Genomic DNA, 20,534 nt, shown 5'->3' on the forward strand with positions numbered 1-20,534 from the left:
GCAGGGGTCGGGGCCGTCCCGTCCCGGTCACTCACGCCGCGTCCTCCGCCGGCACCGGCAGCCGGGCCGTCACCCGGAAGCCGCCCTCCGGGCGCGGGGCGGCGGTGAACTCGCCGTGCAGCAGGGCGACCCGCTCCCGCATCCCGATCAGCCCGAACCCGGTGTCCGCGGCATGACCCGGGCCCCGGCCGCGGTCCGCGACCTCGATGCCGAGCTCCTCGGGGCCGTACTCGACGGACACCCGGCAGGAGCCGGTGGCGGCGTGCCGGACCACGTTGGTCACCGACTCCTGGATGATGCGGAACGCCGACAGGTCGATGTCCGGTGGCAGCGGCCGCCGTTCGCCCCGCCACCGCACCTCGACCCGGACCCCGGCCGCGGTCGTGGCCCGCGCCAGCCGCTCGACGTCGGCGAGCCCCTCCGCCGGGTGCAGCGGCGCCGTCTCCCGCTCCGGCCCCTGGAGCCCCGGTCCGTCCTGCCGCAGCGCGCCGAGCATCCGGCGGAGCCCCGACAGCGTCTCCCGGCCCGCTGTCTCCACCGCGCTCATCGCCTCGCGCGCCGCCTCCGGCTGGGTGTGCACGACCCGGGCCGCCGCACCCGCCTGGAGGGCGATGATGCCGACGCTGTGCGCGACCATGTCGTGCATCTCGCGGGCGATGCGCAGCCGTTCCGCGACGACCGCCTGTTCGGCGGCCCGCGCGGTCAGGCTCTCGCCGTGCCGGCGGGCCTCGTACGCCGAGCCGCCCACCAGCCAGGCGACGACCGCGGTCAGGGCGACGGCCAGCTCCGCCGACGTACCGACGCCCCACCCGGCCAGCAGCCGGACGGCCAGGAAGCAGGCGAGGACGCCCAGCGCCATCAGGAGGGCGACGGCACCGGTCCGGCGCGACCGGGTGGCGGTGATGAAGTACAGCGCCACATCGGGGGCCAGGAACTGGGCGAGCGGAATCTCCCCCACACTCAGTGAGAACGTGGCGAGCGTGGCGGCGCCCAGCAGCAGCGCCAGGCCGTTCAGCGGACGCCGCTCCATCACCACGCAGCCGCCCGCCGCCAGGGCCGTGGCGAGCAGTTGTGTCAGCAGACCGTCCCACCGGTAGAGCAGCATCCCGGGCCGGACGGAAGGCTCGAACTCCCCGGGCAGCCGCACCCGGACGAGGAAGGTGAGCAGCACGCCCGCGTACCAGGCGACCCCCACCCACCAACCCGGCGGTACGCGCTTGAGCAGGGGAACGGAGGGTGAGTGGGACATGCGCCGATCGTAACCACCGCCACCCGGCCCGGCATCGGACCACGGTTGTACACCCACGGTCGACATCCTGCCCGGCAGGTGTCAGCGGCGGTCCGATGACGAACGGGGCCGGCGGACGGCACCGTTGGGACCGTGATCGAAGTCAACGGACTGACCAAGCGATACGGCGCCGCCACCGCCGTCAAGGACCTCACCTTCACCGTACGGCCGGGCGAGGTGACCGGCTTCCTCGGACCCAACGGGGCCGGTAAGACCACCACCCTGCGAATGCTCCTCGGCCTCGTCGAGCCCACCGCGGGAACGGCCACCCTGCAGGGCCGGCGGTTCCGCGAGCATCCGCGCGGACTGCGGCACGTCGGCGCCCTCCTCGACGCGGGCGACGTCCACGGCGGCCGGACCGCCCACGCCCACCTCGCCATGCTGGCCCGCAGCAACAGCATCCCGCGCGCCCGGGTGGACGAACTGCTCCACGAAGTGGGCCTCGTCGGGGCCGCGCGCCGACGCATCGGTGGCTTCTCACTCGGGATGCGCCAGCGGCTCGGCATAGCCACCGCCCTGCTCGGCGACCCGCCGGTGCTGCTCTTCGACGAGCCGCTCAACGGGCTCGACCCGGAAGGCGTGCTCTGGGTCCGCGGGCTCTTCCGGCGGCTCGCCGCGGAGGGCCGCACGGTGTTCGTCTCCAGCCACCTGATGACCGAGATGGAGCACACCGCCGACCGGCTCGTCGTCATCGGCCGCGGCGAACTCATCGCCGCCGAGAGCCTGTCCGCGTTCGCCGCCCGCGGCACCCGGCTGAGCGTGACCGTGGGCACGCCCGACACCGCCGCTCTCACCCCGCTGCTCACCGCCGAGGGCGCCTCGGTGGTCGCGGACGGCGACCGGCTCACGGTGACCGGCCTGACCGCCGCCCGGATCGGTGAACTCGCCTTTCGGCACCGGGTTCTGCTCCACGAACTCACCACCTCCAGTGCCTCGTTGGAGGAGGCGTTCATGGAACTCACCGCAGACAGCGTCGAATACCTCGCAGGAGACCCCCGATGACCACGACGACGACCGCGCCCGCAGGACGCGTGACGCACGAGGAGACCCGCGCACGCTTCAGCGACCTGCTGGCAGCCGAGTGGGTCAAGACATGGTCACTGCACTCGACCCCCTGGCTGTACGTGATCACCGCACTGGCCGTCGTCGCGTTCAACGCCGGTACGGCCTACGACCACTACAAGTACTGGTACCAGTACGACGGGCAGAGCCGCACCTCGTTCATCGCCAACGGCATTCCGCTCGTCGACGCCTTCACCGCGAACTCCGCCATGGTGCTGGTCCTGGCCCTGGCCGCGATCGGCGCCGTGTCGGTCACCGGCGAGTACGGCACCGGCCTGATCCGCACCACGTTCACCGCCGTCCCGGCCCGCCGCTCGGTGATGGCCGCCAAGGCGCTGGTCCTCGCCTCGATCGCTACCGTCTTCGGAGCACTCGTCGCCGCCGCCTCGTTCGCCTCGACCCAGGCGATCCTCTCCGGCCGGAACGCCTCGGTCTCCCTCGACCACCCGGACGCCCTGCGCGTCATGGCGGCCTCCGCGCTGCTCGCCCCGGTGGCCGCGCTCGCCGGCCTCGCGATCGGCACGGTGATCCGCCACACCGGGGGCTCCGTCGTCGCCTGCGTGGTGGTGCTGCTCCTGCTCCCCGTGGTCCTGAGCGCGCGCCGTCATCTGACGGCGGTGCTCCTGCACACCCTGCCCTTCAGCGCGTGGGAGCGGCTGACGAGCACGGACACGCAGCGCTCCCACGACCTCTTCCCGTGGACGACGGCCGGGGCCTGGACGGTCTACGCTCTCTGGGCACTGGCGGCAGGCGTGGTGACGGTGTTCGCGGCGCACCGCCGGGACCAGTGACGACGGGCGGCCGCGCGGCGGGCCCACTCCGCCTGACTCCCCAACCCGCCTTCCCTGCAAGTAGTTTCAGAAACATGCTGGAAATTCTTGCGTCACCTCTTGACGTGTTCATCGCTGAAACGGCAGGCTCCGAACTCCCCCCACGGTGGCCAGGCGCGTGGCTGCCCACGCCGGGTACGGGCTCCGTCCGTACCCGCGACCGAAGGAGCCGCAGATGAGTTCCCGCGCCGCTCGCGCGACACTGGCCGGACTGCTCGCAGCCGCCGGTATCACCGCCCTCGCCCCCTGGACCTCCCAGGCGACCCCACCGGGCGACAAGACCGTCACCGCCACCCTGTTCGAGTGGAAGTACGACGCGGTGGCCCAGGCCTGTACGGACTCGCTCGGTCCGGCCGGCTACGGCTACGTCGAGGTCTCACCCGCCTCGGAGCACATCCAGGGCGACCAGTGGTGGACCTCGTACCAGCCGGTCAGCTACAAGATCGCCGGACGCCTCGGTGACCGCGACGCCTTCGCGTCGATGGTGGAGAGCTGCCACTCGGCCGGTGTGAAGGTCGTCGCGGACGCCGTCATCAATCACATGTCGTCCGGTTCCGGCACCGGGACCGGCGGCACGGAGTACTCGAAGTACAACTACCCGGGGTACTTCCAGGACCAGGACTTCCACGCCTGCCGCAAGGACATCAGCAACTACGGTGACCGCGACGACGTCCAGACCTGCGAACTGGTCGGCCTGGCCGACCTCGACACCGGCAGCGACGCCGTCCGTTCGACGATCGCCGGTTACCTCTCCGACCTGCGCACCCTGGGTGTCGACGGCTTCCGCATCGACGCCGCCAAGCACATGGCGGCGGATGACATCGCCGCCATCAAGGGCAAGATGGCCGACCCGGGCTTCTGGGTCACCGAGGTCATCCACGGCGGTGGCGAGGCGGTGCAGCCCGACGAGTACACGGGCGTCGGTGACGTCGACGAGTTCCGTTACGGAGGCCATCTCAAGAGCGCGTTCCAGGGCGGCGGCGTCACCGGCCTGAAGAACATCGCCGACGGCAAGCTGGCGAGCGCGAACGCCCGTACGTTCGTGGACAACTGGGACACCGAGCGCAACGGCTCCACGCTGACGTACAAGGACGGCGCGGCCTACACCCTGGCCAACGTCTTCATGCTGGCCTCGCCCTACGGCTCCCCGAACGTCTTCTCCGGCTACGAGTGGTCGGACAAGGACGCCGGCCCGCCGAACGGCGGCGCGGCCGCCTGCGGCAGCGGCGGCTGGACCTGCACCCACGCACAGGCGGCGATCACCGGCATGGTCGGCTTCCACAACGCCACCGAGGGCGCCGAGCTGACCGACTGGTGGGACAACGGTTCCTCCGCCATCGCCTTCGGCCGCGGCGACAAGGGCTTCGTGGCCATCAACAACGGCGACGACACCCTGCAGGAGACGTTCACCACCTCGCTCCCGGCCGGCACGTACTGCAACGTGGCCCAGGCCTCCCCGGACGCCTGTGACGGCAACACGGTGCAGGTCGGTGACGACGGCACCGTGACGGCCGCCGTCCCGGCGAAGGGCGCGCTGGCCCTGCACGCCTGAGCCACGCGGACAACGGACAACGGACAACGGGCAGCGGGCAGCGGGCAGCGAACCGCCCGGCCGGCGGGGTCATGACCCGGCCGGCCGGGCGGAGTGTTCAGCGGACAGCCCTCAGAGGGCGGCCGTGGTCTGCTCGCCGCTCGCGCTCCCGGCCAGCCACTGCGACCAGGACAGGTTGAAGGAGGCGTAGCCGTTGTCGGCGGGTGCCTTGGCGCGCGGGGAGCCGGTGACCGTGATGGGGTCGCCCTGCTTGACCTGGCCGTAGAACCACTTCGCGTCGGAGAGCGAGAGGTGTACGCAGCCGTGCGAGCCGAGGGCGCTGCCGCTGCCCGGGTTGGTGTCGCCGGTGGAGAAGTGGACGTAGGTGCCCGACTGGGTGAGGTGGATGTCCCAGGGCAGGGTCAGGTCGTAGTAGTTCGCATCGCCCTTGGTGCAGCTGATCCCGACGCTGCAGGACGTCATGTGGACCTTCTCCTGCTTGTCGATCACCGCCATCGTGCCGTTCCAGGTCGGGTACTGGGCACTGCCCGCGTTGATGGAGAGCGTCCGCACCGGGGCGCCGTTACGGGTGACCTTCATGGTGTGGCCGGTGACCGAGGCGTCGGCCCGGACGTCGTCCCCGATGGTGAAGGAGTGGGTGTAGGGGTGGGTGCCGTAGCGGCCGCTGCCGTTGGAGACGTACTTCAGATCGGCGTCGAGCCGCACCTTGGTGCCGGACTTCCAGTACTCCTGCGGCCGCCAGTCGACCCGCTTGTCGCCCATCCAGTGCCAGGCACCCGAGGTGGGGACGGAGGCGGAGACCTTGAGGTGCTTCTCGATGTTCTTGTGGGCCGAGGCGGCGACCGGGTTGGTGAAGACCACGGAGATCGGCATGGCGACGCCGACGGTCGCCTTGTCCAGCGGCGCGATCGAGTCCAGCAGCATCGGCGGGCCCGTGGGGTGGGTGGGCGACGGGCGCGCACTCGCGGACGCACCCGTGGACGCGCCGCCCTTCCCGCTGTCGTGGGCACTGTCCGAGGTCGACGACTTGCCACCACACGCGCTGGTGCCCGCCAGTACCGCACTCACCAGCAACGCGATCCCTATAACGCCCTTGCCCCGCCGCATGTCCTGCTCCACTCGCGTCACTACTTCAAGGATTCAACATTTATAGAGACATGGAGCCGAGCGGAGCGGTTGCGGACGGCACGTAAAGCACGTGCCAAGTTCGCGGCCGGCGCACGCGAAGGGCCGGGCCGCCTGTCGGTGACCCGGCCCGCACCGCTTCCCTTCCCTACGGGAAGGACACCACCTGTGACGGGACGGTGTCCGTCCCCGACGTGGGCGAGCCCGTGTCGTTGATGACGTGTTCGTACTGGCCCTGGCCGCCGAGGGAGACGACGAGCAGGTCGTGGAACTTCACTCCGGGCTTCACCGGTGCCTCGAAGCCGTGGTCCTGGCGGATCGTCGGGTCCACGTTGAAGTAGCAGTAGCTGCCAAGACCCCACCCTTCGTGGGTGGTCACCGAGTCATCGACCTTGTAGGCCGCGAACCCCTTGGTGTCACCGTTCTGGACGGCGGCCTGGTTGGGGGCGTCGTACGCCTTCTCGTTCTGGAAGAAGATCGTCTTGCCGTTCTCGCCCGACCAGCGCACGTCGTACTTGTTGAAGTGCTCGACGAACAGCCCGGTCGCCAGGACGTTGTCGCCGTTGACCTGGAGGCCGTAGTCGGAACGGTTGGTCTCCCAGCCGACGCCCTCGCCGTGGTCCGCGCGCCACAGCCAGGTGTGGTCGATGATCGTGTCGTTGCTGTTGATCACCATGCCGGTGGTGGCCTTGCCGGCCCCCGCGCCGCCGACCCGCACGAACACGTCCTGCAGTGACGTCGGGTTGTCCGCGTGGCTCGCGGACGCGCCCTCAGGGCCGACCTCGATCAGCGAGTCGGAGTTGGTGGTACCGGCGTCGACGAGCAGGCCGGCGAGCTTCACGCCGTCCACGTCACCGACCTTGATGGCCGTGACCCCGTTGTCCGGGATGATCGTGGCAAGGCCCAGACCGAGCGCCACGGTGTTGGCGCGGTCGATGTCGATCGTCTGGTCGACGTGGTAGACACCGGGCGTGAACAGCAGGTGCAGACCCTGGTCCACCGCCGCGTTGATCGTCTCGGCGGTGGCGCCGGGCTTCACCACGTAGAACTGGTCCAGCGGTATCGACTCGCCCTTCGGCGTGCCGTTGGCCCACGAGACACCGCGCGCGTTGGTGCGCTTCTCGGGCACGAACACCTTGTAGTCGTCGCCGTCCAGGTACAGGAACGGCTTCTCGCGGGAGACCGGCGTGTTCTCCAGTGTGGTGTACGGAGGCTCGGGGAAGCTCTGGGCGGGGGCGCCCTCGACGCCGGAGAACGTCATGTTCCAGACGCCGTTGCCCCAGCTGCCGACCGAGCTGTCTCGGGTGTACCACTGCTGCTGCGAGTACGGGCCGACCTGACCGTCGATCTTGCTGTCGGCGATGTACCCGCCGCTCGCCCAGCCGTAGCCGTCGGGGGCCAGGTTCAGTCCGCCCTTGACGTGCATCCGGCGGAACGGCGCGGCCTGCGATACGGCCCAGCGGTCGGTGCCGCTGACCGGGTTGAGCGCCAGGTTCTCCGCCGAGCGCCAGAAGTTCTGCGTGGCGTTCCCGTTGAACCAGCCCGCGTCGACGGTCACATCACCGTTGAACGTGGTGTCGTCCGGGTTCAGCCCGAGACCGGCGATCGAGGTGTAGAACCCGATCTGCGCGTTGAGGTTGTTGTACGTGCCCGGCTTGAACATCAGCGCGTAGCGGCCGGTGCCGAACTGCGCCGACTCCTGCTTCTTGAACACCTCGTCGACCTTGGCCTGGATGTCGGGCATCGACGGATCGAACACCATGACGTTCGGGCCGAGGTCGCCGCCGCCCTCGATGGCCTGCGCGTCCGCGCCGAAGGCGCTCTGCGCGGTGGGGACGGCCATGAGGAGCGAGACGGCGAACGCGGCGAACCCGAACGTCCGGGTGCGGCGCCTGCGACGGGGGGCGGTGGGGGGTGTCGTGGGGGTGTCCGTGGGGGGAGCATGCATAGACGTACGTCTCCTGAGTCGTGGTACGGGTGACACGACGAGCTTCCTGGAGAGCGCTCTGAGAGCGCTCTCCGACGGGAGTTGATGGTTCCGGGGTGACCCGGGAAACGTCAAGAGGTGTGCGACAGGAGCCTCAACCGATCCGGGTGTGCGCAACAATTAACGTCAGCAGAAAGGCAATTGACCCATTCTGCGCTCAGTTCCGGGTGCCGTTGACTTTAGGAGTTGATGTTCGTCGGAGCGGTCGGTGTCCTGCGAGTCGGCCGGGAGTCTCCGGGGGCGGGATCGGTGGCCTAGGGTCGTGCGCCGTGACGAATCTTCCGCTGACAGCGACCCGGGCCTACTACGACACCGTGGCCGAGGAGTACACCGGACGGGTGACGGGCGCCTTCGCGCAGGATGTGTGGGGGCGCGCGATGCTCGGCGGGTTCGCGGAGGAGGTGCGGGCCGGCGGTGGGCTGCCGGTTGCCGATCTCGGCTGCGGACCCGGACATGTGACGGCGCATCTGGACGGCCTCGGGCTCTCCGTGTTCGGCGTGGACCTGTCGCCCCGGATGGTGGACATCGCCCGCCGGACCCGTCCCGGGCTGCGGTTCGAGGTGGGCTCGATGGACGCGCTCGATCTCCCGGACGGTGAGCTGGGGGGAGTTGTCGCCTGGTGGTCGATCCTTCACACGCCTCCCGGCCTGCTGCCGGAGCTGTTCGCGGAGTTCCACCGGGTGCTGGCCCCGGGCGGCCGGCTGCTGCTGGGGTTCCACGCGGGCGAGGACCAGCCGTACAAGGGGCCCGAGCGCGACGGCGGGGTGTCCTACGACATCCATCTGCTGTCGCCCGACCGGGTCGGCGAGCTGCTGGTCCGGGCCGGATTCGAGCCCACGGCGCGGATGCTGGGCGAGGGAGAGCGGTGGCCGTGGGCGTGCCTGGCGGGGCGGCGGCCCGACGTCGTCGGTGCTGCTCCCGCGGATTCCGCCGGGTCCTGATCCGGCACCCCACCTGACCTGACCGGCACCTTGGTCAGGTGGGGTGCCGGCCAGGGGTCTCGTGGTACGGGTCAGGGACTCCCGCTCGCGCCCTTGGTGATGCGGGCGATCGCCTCGACGGTGAGGGCGCGGTCATGCGGTTCGGTCTCCAGGGCGCGGTGGATGGACAGGCCCTCGATCAGCGCGTCGAGCTGTCGGGCCGTCGCCGGGTCGAAGTGCCATTCGAGGGCGCGGCGGCTCCGGCGCATCCACTCCCGGGTCAGCTCGCGGTAGGCGGGCTTCCGGGCCGCGAGGGTGTACAGCTCGTGGGTGAGGACCAGTTCGCGCTGGTTGCCGCTGGACAGGTGGTGGACGAGACCGGCCACCGCCTCCCGGGCCTCGTCGGGCGTGTTCGCGGCGCCGAGACGCTCCTCGAAGACGGTGACTATGCTGCTGGAGAAGCGGACGAACGCCTCCCGCAGCAGCTCGTCCATACCGCCGAAGTGATACGTCATCGAGCCGAGCGGCACCCCGGCGCGGGCGGCGACCTTGCGGTGCGACGTCCCGGCGACCCCCTCCTCCGCGATCAGGTCGAGCGCGGCGGTGATGATGCGCTCCCGCCGCTCGGGGTCGTTCCTTCCGGTCGCCACGGTGCTTCTTTCTCTGAGGCCTGGATCGAGCGGATCACCCGCGCCGGATTGCCCACGGCAACCACGTTGGCGGGGACGTCCTTCGTCACGACGGCTCCGGCGCCGATGACGCTGTTCTCCCCGATGGTCACCCCGGCGAGCACGGTCGCTCCGCCGCCGAGCCAGACATTGTCGCCGATCGTGATCGGCTTGGCCGCTTCCAGCTTGTCCCGGCGCGGCTCCGGCTCCACCGGGTGGGTCGGGGTGAGCAACTGTACGTTCGGCCCGATCTGGCAGTCGCGGCCGATGGTGATCGGGGCCACGTCCAGGGCGGTGAGGTTGTAGTTGATGAACGTGTCCTCGCCCACCGTGATGTACGTGCCGTAGTCGACGTACAGCGGCGGCCGGATGTGCGCGCCCGCGCCGACCCCGCCGAGGAGTTCGGCGACGACGGGCCGCGCGGTGTCGGCGTCCTCCGCGTAGGCCGCGAGGTACCGGGCGGCGAGGCGCACGGCGCGCTGCTGGGCCTTTGCGATGTCCGGGTCGTCGGAGATGTAGAGGTCTCCGGCGAGCATCCGCTCATGGTTGGTACGGGAATCCCCCGCGAAGTGGTCCGTCATGCGTACGATCGTACACTCCAGGCGTACGATCGTACGCTCCTGTCCTTCCTCATTCTTCGACCCGTCTGCTGAGGCCCCGCTGCCATGGATGCCGCTACACGCCGCTGGCGCACCGCACTGTTTCTCTTCATGCTCGCCGCCGGCACCGGAATGGCGTCCTGGGTGGCCCGCACCCCGGCCGTCCGGGACGGGCTCGACGTGTCCACCGGCTCGATGGGCCTCGTGCTGTTCGGGCTCTCCACCGGTTCGATGGCCGGTGTCACGGCCTCCGGCCCGCTCGTACGCCGTTACGGGGGCCGGGCCGCGATCAGCGTCGGCGCCTCGCTGATCGTCGCCGGGCTCCTGGTCGTCGCGGCGGGCACGAGCCTGTCCCTGGCGGGCGGGGTGTTCTGCGGACTGGCCCTGTTCGGGGGCGGGATGGGGCTGGCCGAGGTCGCGTTCAACATCGAGGGCGCGGCCGTCGAGAGCGTCATCGGCCGGCCCGTCCTGCCGGTGCTGCACGGCTGCTTCAGCCTCGGCACCGTGGTCGGGGCGCTGCTGGGGATGGGGCTGACCGCGGCCGCCTTCCCCGTCGGATGGCACCTGACGGTCGTCGCGGTGCTGATATCCGCCGCCGCGGTCCGGGCCGTCCGCGCGATCCCGCACGGCACGGGCAAGGAGACGGCCGGCACCGCCGGACCGGGCGGGTGGCGGGGCCAGTTCACGGTGTGGCGGGACCGGCGGCTCGTCCTCATCGGGGTCATCGTGCTGGCCATGGCCTTCGCGGAGGGGGCCGCCAACGACTGGCTGCCGCTGCTCATGGTCGACGGCTACGAGGTGAGCGCCACCGCCGGCTCGCTGACCTTCCTGGTCTTCGCCTCCTCGATGACGCTGGGCCGCTTCGCCGGCGGCCCCCTCCTGAAGCGCTTCGGCCCCGCCCAGGTCGTCCGGATCAGCGCGGTCATCGCCGCACTGGGCCTGGCGGTGGTGATCGTTGCGCCGAGCCCGGTGATGGCGGGCGCCGCCACGGTGCTGTGGGGGCTGGGTGCCTCGCTCGGATTCCCGGTCACCGTGTCCGCGGCGGGCGACCACCCGCGCGACGCGGCGGCGCGGGTCGGCGCGGTCTCCACCGCGGGCTATGTCGCCTTCCTCGTCGGCCCGCCCGCGCTCGGCTTCCTCGCCGACCACATCGGACTCCGGCTCACGATGACCGTCGTCCTCGCCCTGCTGATCGTCGCCTCGACCCTGGCCGGGGCACTCGGGTCCGGCCGCCGCGCCGCTACGGAGGCCGTGCCGGTCACCCCCTAGACCGGGACGGCGCTCTCGTCCCACAGCACGGTGCTGTGCGCCGCGACCAGCGCGCCGATCCGGGCGAGCGCCTCGCCGGCCGGCCGCGGGTCGAGGCGCCGGCCGTCGCGCAGGCGCAGCGCGACGCGGTCGTCAGCGGCCTCCGCCGCGCCGATGACCGCCTGGTACGGCACCAGCCGGGCCTCCCGGATTCGAGCGCCGAGGCTGCCGCGCTCCCGGCCGCTGACCTCGGCGCGCAGCCCGAGCGCGGCGCAACGGCGGGCGAGCTCCTCGGCGTTCGGCAGTTCGGCGTCCGAGACCGGCAGGATCACGACCTGGGTGGGGGAGAGCCAGCCGGGGAACGCGCCGCCGTGCTGCTCGATGAGATGGGCCACGGCCCTCTCCACACTGCCGATGATGCTGCGGTGCACCATGACCGGACGGTGTTTCGCCCCGTCCGCGCCGATGTAGTGCAGATCGAACTGTTCGGGCTGGTGGAAGTCGACCTGGACGGTGGACAGGGTCGACTCGCGGCCCGCCGGATCGGCGACCTGGACGTCGATCTTCGGACCGTAGAACGCGGCCTCGCCCTCGGCGCGCTCGTACGGCAGCCCGGACGCGTCCAGGACCCCGGTCAGCAGCGCGGTGGAGCGCTGCCACATCTGCGGCGCGGCGACGTACTTCCCGCCGGGCCCCGGCAGGGAGAGCCGGAAGCGGGCCGGGCGGATGCCGAGTGCTTCGTAGGCCCGGCGGATCATGTCGAGCGCGGCCCGCGCCTCGTCGGCGACCTGGTCCAGGGTGCAGAAGATGTGCGCGTCGTTCAGCTGGATGGCCCGCACCCGGGTCAGCCCGCCGAGCACCCCGGAGAGCTCGGAGCGGTACATGCCGCCCAGCTCGGCCATCCGCAACGGGAGTTCGCGGTAACTGTGCGAGCGGGAGCGGTAGATCACCGCGTGGTGCGGGCACAGGCTCGGCCGCAGCACGACCTGCTCGCCGCCCAGGTCCATCGGCGGGAACATGTCGTCGCTGTAGTGCGACCAGTGCCCCGAGATCTCGTACAGCTCCCGCTTGCCGAGCACCGGCGAGTACACGTGCCGGTAGCCCGCCAGCCGCTCGGCGGTACGGATGTACTCCTCCAGGGTGTGCCGCAGCGCCGCGCCGTCGGGCAGCCAGTACGGCAGCCCCGCGCCGATCAGCGGGTCGGTGTCGAACAGCTCCAGCTCGCGGCCGAGCTTGCGGTGGTCGTGCATGGCGGTCTCCTCGCGGACGAGGGGCGAGTCACCGCAAGCAGAAGCCCCGGGGCACTCGCCCCGGGGCTTCGGACTGGTCAGCAGTCAGCGCGCCGGGACACTCTCCGGCGTCGTCGTCATAGCGGCGCGCTTCATGCGAGGGACGCTAGCAGGGAGCCCCGGCGCCCCGCGCGGGGTTTTTCGCGCGGGGCGCCCGAGCACGGCGGTCAGCCCTGCTTGGACGAGTCGAGGTGGGCGAACACGACCACGTTGTCCTCGTAGTCCTTGACGGTCCTGTCGTAGTTGCCGCCGCAGGTGATCAGGCGCAGCTGGGCGTCCGGGGTGTCGGCGTACACCCGCTTGTCGGGGAACTTCGCCTTGCTGAACGTCTCGACGGTGTCGACCTTGAACGTGGCCACCGTGCCGTCCGTGCGCGTGATGTCGACCGTGGAGCCGGGCCGCAGGAACCGCAGTTGCAGGAAGACCGCGGGACCGGTCGTCGTGTCCACGTGGCCCGCCACGATCGCGGCCCCGCGCTCGCCGGGCGTCACGCCGTCCTTGAACCAGCCGGCCAGGTTCTTGTCGTTCGGGGGAGGGGCGTCGAGCCTGCCGGAGCTGCCGATCGACAAGGGGGTGAACGGCGCGTCAACCGCGATGGCCGGGATCTGCAGCCGCTTCGGTACGGAGCGCGGCAGGGACGGTCCCGGGGCCGCCGTCTCCGGGGCGGCGGAGGACGCGGCGGGAGCGGGGGCCGCGGGCGCGGCGACCGAGGGTGGGGCGGGTGGTTTGTCGTCGGCCGGGGAGCCGATGGAGTGGTAGATGAGGAGCATGCCGAGCCCGGCCGCTGCGGCGGGCCAGAGCAGGGCGCGGCCGAGCGTGGTGGTGTCGGAGGCAGTCCGGGAGGAGGGTGAACCGGGCGACTGCGGGGCGGCCATGGGAACGAGCCTTTCGTCTGCGCGGGACAGCGGTGGCGTGGATGGGGTGCGGGTGCGGGGACGCGGGGAAAACGAAGGCGCCGCGGCCGCCGTCCGGAGGGACGACGGCCGCGACAGTGGAGCGACCGGCCGGCAGTGCGGTCGGATCAGGCCATCGCGCCGCCCGTCGCCTGGCGGCGACGCAGCTTGTACGCGCCGACGCCGACACCACCGAGCAGCAGCAGCGAACCGGCCGCCAGACCACTGCCGGTCACGGCCATCGCGCCACCACCGGTGTGCATGCCGCCGCTGGGCTTGTCCTTCTTCCAGCCCTCGTCGTCCGACTTGCCGCCCTCGTCGTTGCCGGGCTGCCATTCCTTGGCGACCGTCATCGACAGGGCGCCGCCGCCGGTGTGGACGCCGCCGCGGGGCTTCTCGTTGTCCTCGTCCTTGTACTTGCCGCCCTCGTCGTTGCCGGGCTGCCATTCCTTGGCGACCGTCGACGACAGGGCGCCGCCGCCGGTGTGGACGCCGCCGCGGGGCTTCTCGTTGTCCTCGTCCTTGTACTTGCCGCCCTCGTCGTTGCCGGGCTGCCACTCCTTGGCGACCGTCATCGACAGCGCGCCGCCACCGGTGTGGACGCCGCCGCTGGGCTTGTCCTTCTTCCAGCCCTCGTCGTCCGACTTGCCGTGCTCGTCGCGGTCGCCCGCCACTGCCTTGGCCAGGGCGCCGCCACCGGCGTGCATGCCACCGCGGGGCTTCTCGTTGTCGTGGTCCTTGTACTTGCCGCCCTCGTCGGACTTCCCGTGGTCCTCGCTCCGGGAGGACGAGCCGCTGTCGTGGCCCCCGTCGTCGGAGACGGCGATGGCGTAGGCGGAGGGAGCGGTGACCGTGAGGACCGCCGTGACGGCGGCCGAAGCGAACAGTGTGCGGGCAGAGCGCATCTGAACACATTTCCTTTCGTCGCGACTGCGAAGAGTGACGGAACGTCGACTCGAAGTGGCGCAGTGGCTACGTGATCCACCGTCAGTCGGAACGCCGGGGCGCGCCATCGGAGAGCGCCGCATTGGAGCTACGCCATGGGCTCATCGAGTGGCGGAGATCGGATAATCACCCGTTGGAGGGCATGGCGCGCCGGGGCGAGGTTTGGACTTTTCCCGACCAGTTGTTCACTGACGAAACCTCACCGCGCCGGAATCGGGACGGAGCCCCGGTAAATGGGTTGCACCGCCGGCCGGCCCGCTGTTGTACTCGCCGCATCAGCCGACAGGACCAGGAGACCTCCATGCGCCGATCTCACATGTTCGTTCAGACGGGAATTCACACCGCCACTGAGAACATGGAGTTCCGTGCACACGCTGAATCTTGGCATTCTGGCGCATGTCGACGCCGGTAAGACGAGCCTGACGGAGCGGCTGCTCCACACCGCCGGAATCATTGACGAGCTCGGCCGCGTGGACGACGGGAACACGCAGACCGATTCCCTCGCGCTCGAACGGCGACGCGGCATCACGATCAAGTCCGCGGTCGTCTCGTTCGCCATCGACGACGTCATCGTCAACCTGATCGACACCCCCGGTCACCCCGACTTCATCGCCGAGGTGGAACGGGTGCTGAGCGTGCTCGACGGCGCCGTGCTGGTCATCTCCGCCGTGGAGGGCGTACAGGCGCAGACCCGGGTCCTGATGCGGACGCTTCGGCGGCTGCGCATTCCGACGCTCGTCTTCGTGAACAAGGCCGACCGCGCCGGAGCCCGGTACGGGCAGGTGCTGCGGGACATCGCGGAGAAGCTCACGCCGGACGTCGTCGCGATGGGACCGGCCGTCACCGGCCTCGGCACCCGCGACGCGCACTGCCCGCCCTACGCGCCCGACGACCACCGGCTCACCGGCCGGCTGACGGAGCTGCTCACCGAGCACGACGACGCGCTGCTGGCCGCGTACGTCGAGGGCGGGGAGACGATCGCGCCCGCCCGCCTCCACCAGGAGCTGGCGGTGCGGACCGGTCGGGCGGCCGTCCACCCGGTGTACTTCGGCTCGGCCGCGACGGGCGCCGGAATCGCCGCGCTGACCAGCGGTATCAAGGAGCTGCTGCCCGCGGCGCAGGGCGATCCGGACGGGCCGGTGTCCGCCACCGTGTTCAAGGTCGACCGCGGTCCGGCGGGCGAGAGCCTCGCGTACGTCCGGATGTTCTCGGGGACCGTACGGACCCGTGACCGGCTGCCGTTCGGGCAGGGGCCGGCCGCGGCGGGCGAGGGCAAGGTGACCGGGATCGACGTCTTCGCGCACGGCTCGGCCACCCGCAGCGCATCGGCCGGGCCGGGGCGGATCGCGAAGCTCCGGGGACTTCCGGGCATTCGGATCGGCGATGCGGTAGGTGTCGCACGCAAAGCGGCGGAGCACCATTTCGCCCCGCCGACACTGGAATCCGTGGTGGTGCCCGCGCCGCCCGCCTCCAGGGGTGAACTGCACCTCGCGCTCGCGCGGCTCGCCGAACAGGATCCGCTGATCAATCTGCGCCAGGACGACATCCGTAAGGAGGTGTCCGTCTCGCTCTACGGAGAAGTGCAGAAGGAAGTCATCGAGGCGACGCTCGCGGAGGAATTCGGTATCGACGTCACCTTCCGCGAAACCACGACCATCTGTCTGGAAAGGCCGTCAGGCACCGGTGCCGCATTCGAGATCATCGACAAGGACGGGAATCCCTTTCTCGCCACGGTCGGCCTGCGCGTCGATCCCGCCCCGGCCGGCAGCGGGGTGCACTACCGGTTGGGGGTGGAGCTCGGCTCCATGCCGTACTCCCTGATGAGGGCGGTCGAGGAGACCGTGCACGAAACGCTCGGACAGGGCCTGTACGGATGGCAGGTGACCGACTGCACGGTCACCATGACGCACTCCGGCTACTGGCCGCGCCAGAGCCACGCGCACGGCACCTTCGACAAGTCCATGTCGAGCACGGCCGGGGACTTCCGCAATCTGACCCCGCTGGTCCTGATGGCCGCGCTCCGGCGGGCCGGCACCACGGTGTACGAGCCGATGCACCGCTTCCGACTGGAACTCCCCGCGGACGCGCTCGGCCCGCTCCTGCCGGTCCTCGCCCACCTGACGGCCGCCCCGGGCCCCCCGTCCGTGGACGGCGCCCGCTGCGTACTGGAGGGCGAGATCCCCGCGGCCAGGGTGCACGAACTGCAGCAGCGGCTCCCGTCGCTGACCGGGGGCGAAGGCGTACTGGAATCCGCGTTCGCCTCCCACCGCGCGGTCATCGGCAGCCTCCCGCGGCGCTCCCGCACCGACCGCGACCCGCTCAACCGGAAGGAGTACCTGCTGCATACGGCGCTGAGGGGGCCGGGCCCGTCCGGCGACTGAGCACGCGGCCGGCCCGGCACCCGCTCAGTTCAGCCGGGACCGGGCCGCCCGTGCGCTGCGCCGGACCGCCTCCGCGGACGCCGGCTCGACGTCCGCGACCACGTCCGCGTACTCCTCCATCTCCGCCGCCCCGCGCAGGAACTCCCCGCGCCGGACCAGCAGCTGGGCCCGCTCGAACCGCAGCCGGGCCGGGTGCGACGGCAGCAGGAGGGACAGCTCCACCGCCCACAGCGCCACGTCCGTCCGCTCCGGGCGGGCCGCCGCCCAGCCCCGGATGTTGTTCAGGATCCGCAGCAGTGTCTCCAGCGGCTGCGCGGGCACCAGCATCGACGCGTCGAGGGGCTCCCCGGTCGCGCCCGCCACCAGCAGCTCCGCGTCCTGGCCCGACAGCGGACGGCCACCGGCGAACGGATCGGCCAGCACCCGTTCCTCCGGCTCACCGAAACCGACCACGAAATGGCCCGGCAGCGCCACCCCGTACACCGGGGCGCCCGCCCGCCGGGCCACCTCGATCCACACCACCGACAGCAGGATCGGCAGCCCGCGCCGGCGCCGCAGCACCTCGTGCAGCAACGAGGACTCCAGACGCTGGTAGTCCGCCGACGAGCCCTCGAACCCGTACCGCTCACCGAGCAGTTCGGCCAGCGCGGAGGCCCAGGCCCGGCCGCCGCGCAGCCCGTACGGCAGCAGACCCGCGAGCCGGTCCAGCTCGATCTGCGCCGCGTCCGTCCCGTTCGCGTCCAGTGCGGGATCCGCCTCCGCGCCCAGCAGCAGGCAGAGCAGCGCCAGGTCCGGCCGCTCGGCCCGCGCCTCCTCGGCGAACCGGCGGCGGATCTCTTCCCTGTCGTGCCTCTCGGGAGCCATCGCGCTACGCCGGCCGGAAGTGGTGGTAGCGGTGGTGGGTGGAGAACCCCATCCCGTCGTACAGCGCACGCGCGCCCTCGTTCTCCGCCTCCACCTGCAGCCAGGCCGCCGACGCCCCCTCGTCCATCGCCTGCCGGGCCAGCGCGGTCATCACGGTGGTCGCAAGGCCCCGGCGCCGGTGCTCCGGAGCCACCTCGACGGCCATGAAACCGGCCCACCGCCCGTCCACCACGCACCGCCCGATCGCGGCGGGCGCGGCGTCCCCGGCCTCGCCCGGGACCGTCGCGAACCACACCGAGGGACCGCTGCCCAGCACCGCCGTCACCTCGGGGCCCGGGGTCTCGAAGCGCTGGTAGCGGGAGAGCCACGCCGGGTCCGCCGTACGGCTCAGCCGCACCCGCGACACCTCGGCCGCCAGATCACCGATGGGGGCCAGCGCCGCGATCCGCACCTCCGCCGTCACCTCGCGCCGCCACCCGCGCTCCTCCAGCGCCGCGCACAGCTCCTCCTGGGCACCCGCGGCGCCGGTCGCGGTCTGGACGTACGGCGCCAGCCCCCGGTCCGCGTACCACTGCCGGACCCGCGCGAGCGCGGCGTCGAGCGGAACGCCCGGATCGCCGAGCGGCAGTACGGAGTTGGCGCGCCGGGTGAACCCTCCGGCGGCGCGCAGCAGCCAGTCGCCGAGCGGTTCGCTCTCCACCGGCTGCCAGGCCCGCGCGCACACCGCGGCGAGTTCACCGAAAGAGGCCGCCGGACCCCGTCGGCGAGGAGGCGCGGACGGTACGACCTTGCCCGCCACCAGGGACGATTCCACGATGCGGACGGAATCACCGCTCTTCGGTGTGACGGACAGCACACCGGTGTCCCACGATGTGAGAACACCAACCGTGTCAGTGAATTTCGGTCCCTGCGGACCCTCCTGGAGCAGGCGCCGGACCGAGACCCGTTTGCCCACGTCAGCAGGTGTGATCCGGATCTCCAGTCGTCCGCCGATGGTGAATTCCACAGCTCTGTCCGCCCCTCCTGTTCGGATCGTGCCCGGGAACGGAGATACTAGGTGCGGGCATCGACGACGCCGCGCTCCCGCGCGAGAGCCAACGCCCTACCGAGGAGGAACGACAGCGTGACCTACGTCATCGCGCAGCCTTGTGTCGACGTAAAGGACAAGGCCTGCATCGAAGAGTGCCCCGTCGACTGTATCTATGAGGGCCAGCGGTCTTTGTACATCCACCCGGACGAGTGCGTCGACTGTGGAGCCTGCGAGCCGGTGTGCCCGGTCGAGGCGATCTTCTACGAGGACGACACCCCGGAGGAGTGGAAGGACTACTACAAGGCGAACGTCGAGTTCTTCGACGACCTCGGTTCGCCGGGTGGTGCTTCCAAGCTGGGTCTGATCGAGCGCGACCACGCGTTCATCGCAGCGCTGCCGCCGCAGAACCAGTAGCAGCGTCCCGGCACGTGCGTCACCCCGGTCCCGTACGGCTCGTCACCGTGCGGGACCGAGGCGTTTGTGCACTCCCGTCGCCGTGTCCCGCGTCCGAACCGCGTACAGGAAAGCCCGAACCCCGTACAAGAAAGCAGAGATCCGTGTCCGCAGCAGTCTCCTCCCGCCTCCCGGTCTTCCCCTGGGACAGGCTCGCGCCCTACAAGTCGACGGCCGGGAGCCACCCTGACGGCATCGTGGACCTGTCCGTCGGCACACCCGTCGACCCGGTGCCCGAGCTGATCCAGCAGGCGCTCGTCGCCGCCGCGGACAGCCCCGGCTATCCGACGGTGTGGGGGACGGCCGCGCTGCGCGACGCGCTGACCGGCTGGGTGGAGCGGCGGCTCGGCGCGGTCTCGGTGACGCACGAGAACGTGCTGCCCGTCGTCGGCTCCAAGGAGCTGGTGGCCTGGCTGCCGACCCAGCTCGGCCTCGGCGCGGGCGACAGGGTCGCCCACCCGCGGCTCGCCTACCCGACGTACGAGGTCGGCGCCCGGCTCTGCGGTGCCGAGCCGGTCGCGTACGACGACCCGACCGAGCTGGACCCGGCCGGGCTCAGGCTGCTCTGGCTCAACTCGCCGTCCAACCCGACCGGCGAGGTACTGGCCAAGGACGAGCTGACCCGGATCGTCGCCTGGGCGCGCGAGCACGACGTGCTGGTCCTCAGCGACGAGTGCTACCTGGAGCTGGGCTGGGAGGCCGAACCGGTCTCTGTGCTCCACCCCGACGTCTGCGGCGGTACGTATGAGGGCGTCGTCGCCGTCCACTCGCTCTCCAAGCGTTCCAACCTCGCCGGGTACCGGGCCGCGTTCATCGCCGGCGACGCGGCCGTCCTGGCCGAGCTGCTGCTGATCCGCAAGCACGGCGGGATGATGACGCCCGCACCCGTCCAGGCGGCGGCCGTCGCGGCGCTCGGCGACGACGCGCACGTGGCCGAGCAGCGCACCCGGTACGCGGCCCGGCGGGCCGCCCTGCGGACGGCGCTGGAGGCCCACGGCTTCCGGATCGAGCACAGCGAGGCGAGCCTCTACCTGTGGGCGACCCGCGACGAGCCGTGCTGGGACACCGTGGCGTACCTGGCGGAGCTCGGCATCCTGGTGGCGCCGGGGGACTTCTACGGGCCGGCGGGCGACCGCTTCGTGCGCGTGGCGTTCACGGCCACGGACGAGCGGGTGGCGGCGGCGGTCAAGCGGCTGGGCTGAGCGGCTGCCGGGCGGCCGGCGGCCCGTTGTCCTCGGCCGGGCGGGCCACGTCCCGGCCCGTACGGAAACGGGCGCGGGGGCGGCGGGGGGGGGCCCCCCCCCCCCCCCGCCGCGGGGGGGGGGGGGGGGGGGGGCGGCCCCCCCCGGCCGCCCCCCCCCCCCGGGGGGGGCGCCCCCCGGGGGGGGGGGCCGCGCGGC

General features: G+C 71.5%; 18 protein-coding genes. 8 read left to right on the forward strand and 10 right to left on the reverse strand.

The window, feature by feature from the left end:
- Positions 1-31: 31 nt before the first annotated feature.
- On the reverse strand, positions 32-1,249 hold the full coding sequence (locus ACIQM0_RS05075; protein WP_401283653.1) for a sensor histidine kinase: 1,218 nt from the start codon (positions 1,247-1,249) through the stop codon (positions 32-34).
- A gap of 132 nt (positions 1,250-1,381) precedes the next feature.
- On the opposite strand from ACIQM0_RS05075, the gene ACIQM0_RS05080 reads away from it, so the two are divergent.
- The 3 genes from ACIQM0_RS05080 (at position 1,382) to ACIQM0_RS05090 (ending at position 4,732) form a co-directional block, all read left to right on the forward strand.
- The gene (locus ACIQM0_RS05080; RefSeq protein WP_401283655.1) at positions 1,382-2,290 is read left to right on the forward strand and encodes an ABC transporter ATP-binding protein; all 909 of its coding nucleotides are present in this window, start codon (positions 1,382-1,384) and stop codon (positions 2,288-2,290) included.
- The gene (locus ACIQM0_RS05085) at positions 2,287-3,141 is read left to right on the forward strand and encodes an ABC transporter permease (RefSeq protein WP_401283657.1); all 855 of its coding nucleotides are present in this window, start codon (positions 2,287-2,289) and stop codon (positions 3,139-3,141) included. Before ACIQM0_RS05080 ends, ACIQM0_RS05085 begins: the two co-directional genes overlap by 4 nt.
- A gap of 214 nt (positions 3,142-3,355) precedes the next feature.
- Complete coding sequence (locus tag ACIQM0_RS05090) at positions 3,356-4,732, forward strand: alpha-amylase family protein (protein WP_401283659.1); 1,377 nt, start codon at positions 3,356-3,358, stop codon at positions 4,730-4,732.
- 111 nt (positions 4,733-4,843) lie between these two features.
- On the opposite strand, the gene ACIQM0_RS05095 is transcribed toward ACIQM0_RS05090, so the two are convergent.
- The gene (locus ACIQM0_RS05095; protein WP_363027631.1) at positions 4,844-5,839 is read right to left on the reverse strand and encodes a L,D-transpeptidase; all 996 of its coding nucleotides are present in this window, start codon (positions 5,837-5,839) and stop codon (positions 4,844-4,846) included.
- Positions 5,840-6,005: 166 nt separating this feature from the next.
- Positions 6,006-7,805, reverse strand: a complete 1,800-nt coding sequence (locus tag ACIQM0_RS05100) for a coagulation factor 5/8 type domain-containing protein (protein WP_401283661.1) — start codon at positions 7,803-7,805, stop codon at positions 6,006-6,008.
- A gap of 308 nt (positions 7,806-8,113) precedes the next feature.
- Between ACIQM0_RS05100 and ACIQM0_RS05105 the strand changes: the two genes are divergently transcribed.
- A complete protein-coding gene (locus tag ACIQM0_RS05105) occupies positions 8,114-8,785 on the forward strand; it encodes a class I SAM-dependent DNA methyltransferase (protein WP_401283663.1) in 672 nt (223 codons plus the stop codon).
- Between the two features lie 71 nt (positions 8,786-8,856).
- Here ACIQM0_RS05105 and ACIQM0_RS05110 read toward each other — a convergent pair whose 3' ends face one another.
- Complete coding sequence (locus ACIQM0_RS05110) at positions 8,857-9,414, reverse strand: TetR/AcrR family transcriptional regulator (RefSeq protein WP_401283665.1); 558 nt, start codon at positions 9,412-9,414, stop codon at positions 8,857-8,859.
- The gene (locus ACIQM0_RS05115; RefSeq protein ID WP_401283667.1) at positions 9,351-10,013 is read right to left on the reverse strand and encodes a sugar O-acetyltransferase; all 663 of its coding nucleotides are present in this window, start codon (positions 10,011-10,013) and stop codon (positions 9,351-9,353) included. The genes ACIQM0_RS05110 and ACIQM0_RS05115 overlap by 64 nt, the downstream gene beginning before the upstream one ends.
- An 84-nt stretch (positions 10,014-10,097) precedes the next feature.
- Here ACIQM0_RS05115 and ACIQM0_RS05120 point away from each other — a divergent pair, with 84 nt between their 5' ends.
- The gene (locus ACIQM0_RS05120; RefSeq protein ID WP_401283669.1) at positions 10,098-11,300 is read left to right on the forward strand and encodes an MFS transporter; all 1,203 of its coding nucleotides are present in this window, start codon (positions 10,098-10,100) and stop codon (positions 11,298-11,300) included.
- Here ACIQM0_RS05120 and thrS read toward each other — a convergent pair.
- The 3 genes from thrS to ACIQM0_RS05135 form a co-directional block, all read right to left on the reverse strand.
- On the reverse strand, positions 11,297-12,613 hold the full coding sequence (thrS, locus tag ACIQM0_RS05125) for a threonine--tRNA ligase (RefSeq protein WP_401284159.1): 1,317 nt from the start codon (positions 12,611-12,613) through the stop codon (positions 11,297-11,299). The two genes, ACIQM0_RS05120 and thrS, sit on opposite strands and share 4 nt — an antisense overlap.
- A 122-nt stretch (positions 12,614-12,735) precedes the next feature.
- Complete coding sequence (locus ACIQM0_RS05130) at positions 12,736-13,443, reverse strand: class F sortase (protein WP_401283671.1); 708 nt, start codon at positions 13,441-13,443, stop codon at positions 12,736-12,738.
- A 146-nt stretch (positions 13,444-13,589) separates the two neighbouring features.
- On the reverse strand, positions 13,590-14,366 hold the full coding sequence (locus ACIQM0_RS05135) for a hypothetical protein (protein ID WP_401283673.1): 777 nt from the start codon (positions 14,364-14,366) through the stop codon (positions 13,590-13,592).
- A gap of 405 nt (positions 14,367-14,771) precedes the next feature.
- Between ACIQM0_RS05135 and ACIQM0_RS05140 the strand changes: the two genes are divergently transcribed.
- Positions 14,772-16,787 (forward strand): GTP-binding protein, encoded by a 2,016-nt coding sequence (locus ACIQM0_RS05140; protein ID WP_401283675.1) that lies wholly within the window; start codon positions 14,772-14,774, stop codon positions 16,785-16,787.
- A 24-nt stretch (positions 16,788-16,811) separates the two neighbouring features.
- Here the strand turns inward: ACIQM0_RS05140 and ACIQM0_RS05145 are convergent, their stop codons facing one another.
- Both ACIQM0_RS05145 and ACIQM0_RS05150 read right to left on the reverse strand, forming a co-directional pair.
- The gene (locus ACIQM0_RS05145; protein ID WP_363031483.1) at positions 16,812-17,651 is read right to left on the reverse strand and encodes a transglutaminase-like domain-containing protein; all 840 of its coding nucleotides are present in this window, start codon (positions 17,649-17,651) and stop codon (positions 16,812-16,814) included.
- Positions 17,652-17,655: 4 nt separating this feature from the next.
- On the reverse strand, positions 17,656-18,657 hold the full coding sequence (locus tag ACIQM0_RS05150) for a GNAT family N-acetyltransferase (RefSeq protein ID WP_401283677.1): 1,002 nt from the start codon (positions 18,655-18,657) through the stop codon (positions 17,656-17,658).
- A gap of 117 nt (positions 18,658-18,774) precedes the next feature.
- On the opposite strand from ACIQM0_RS05150, the gene fdxA reads away from it, so the two are divergent.
- Both fdxA and dapC read left to right on the forward strand, forming a co-directional pair.
- Positions 18,775-19,095 (forward strand): ferredoxin, encoded by a 321-nt coding sequence (fdxA, locus tag ACIQM0_RS05155; protein WP_018956287.1) that lies wholly within the window; start codon positions 18,775-18,777, stop codon positions 19,093-19,095.
- A 143-nt stretch (positions 19,096-19,238) separates the two neighbouring features.
- Entirely contained in the window at positions 19,239-20,336 is a 1,098-nt protein-coding gene (gene dapC, locus ACIQM0_RS05160) for a succinyldiaminopimelate transaminase (RefSeq protein WP_401283679.1), read from the forward strand.
- Positions 20,337-20,534: the final 198 nt, after the last annotated feature.

Origin of the sequence: Streptomyces sp. NPDC091387 (assembly GCF_044756945.1) — a bacterium.
In the GTDB taxonomy this organism is placed as follows: Bacteria; Actinomycetota; Actinomycetes; order Streptomycetales; family Streptomycetaceae; genus Streptomyces.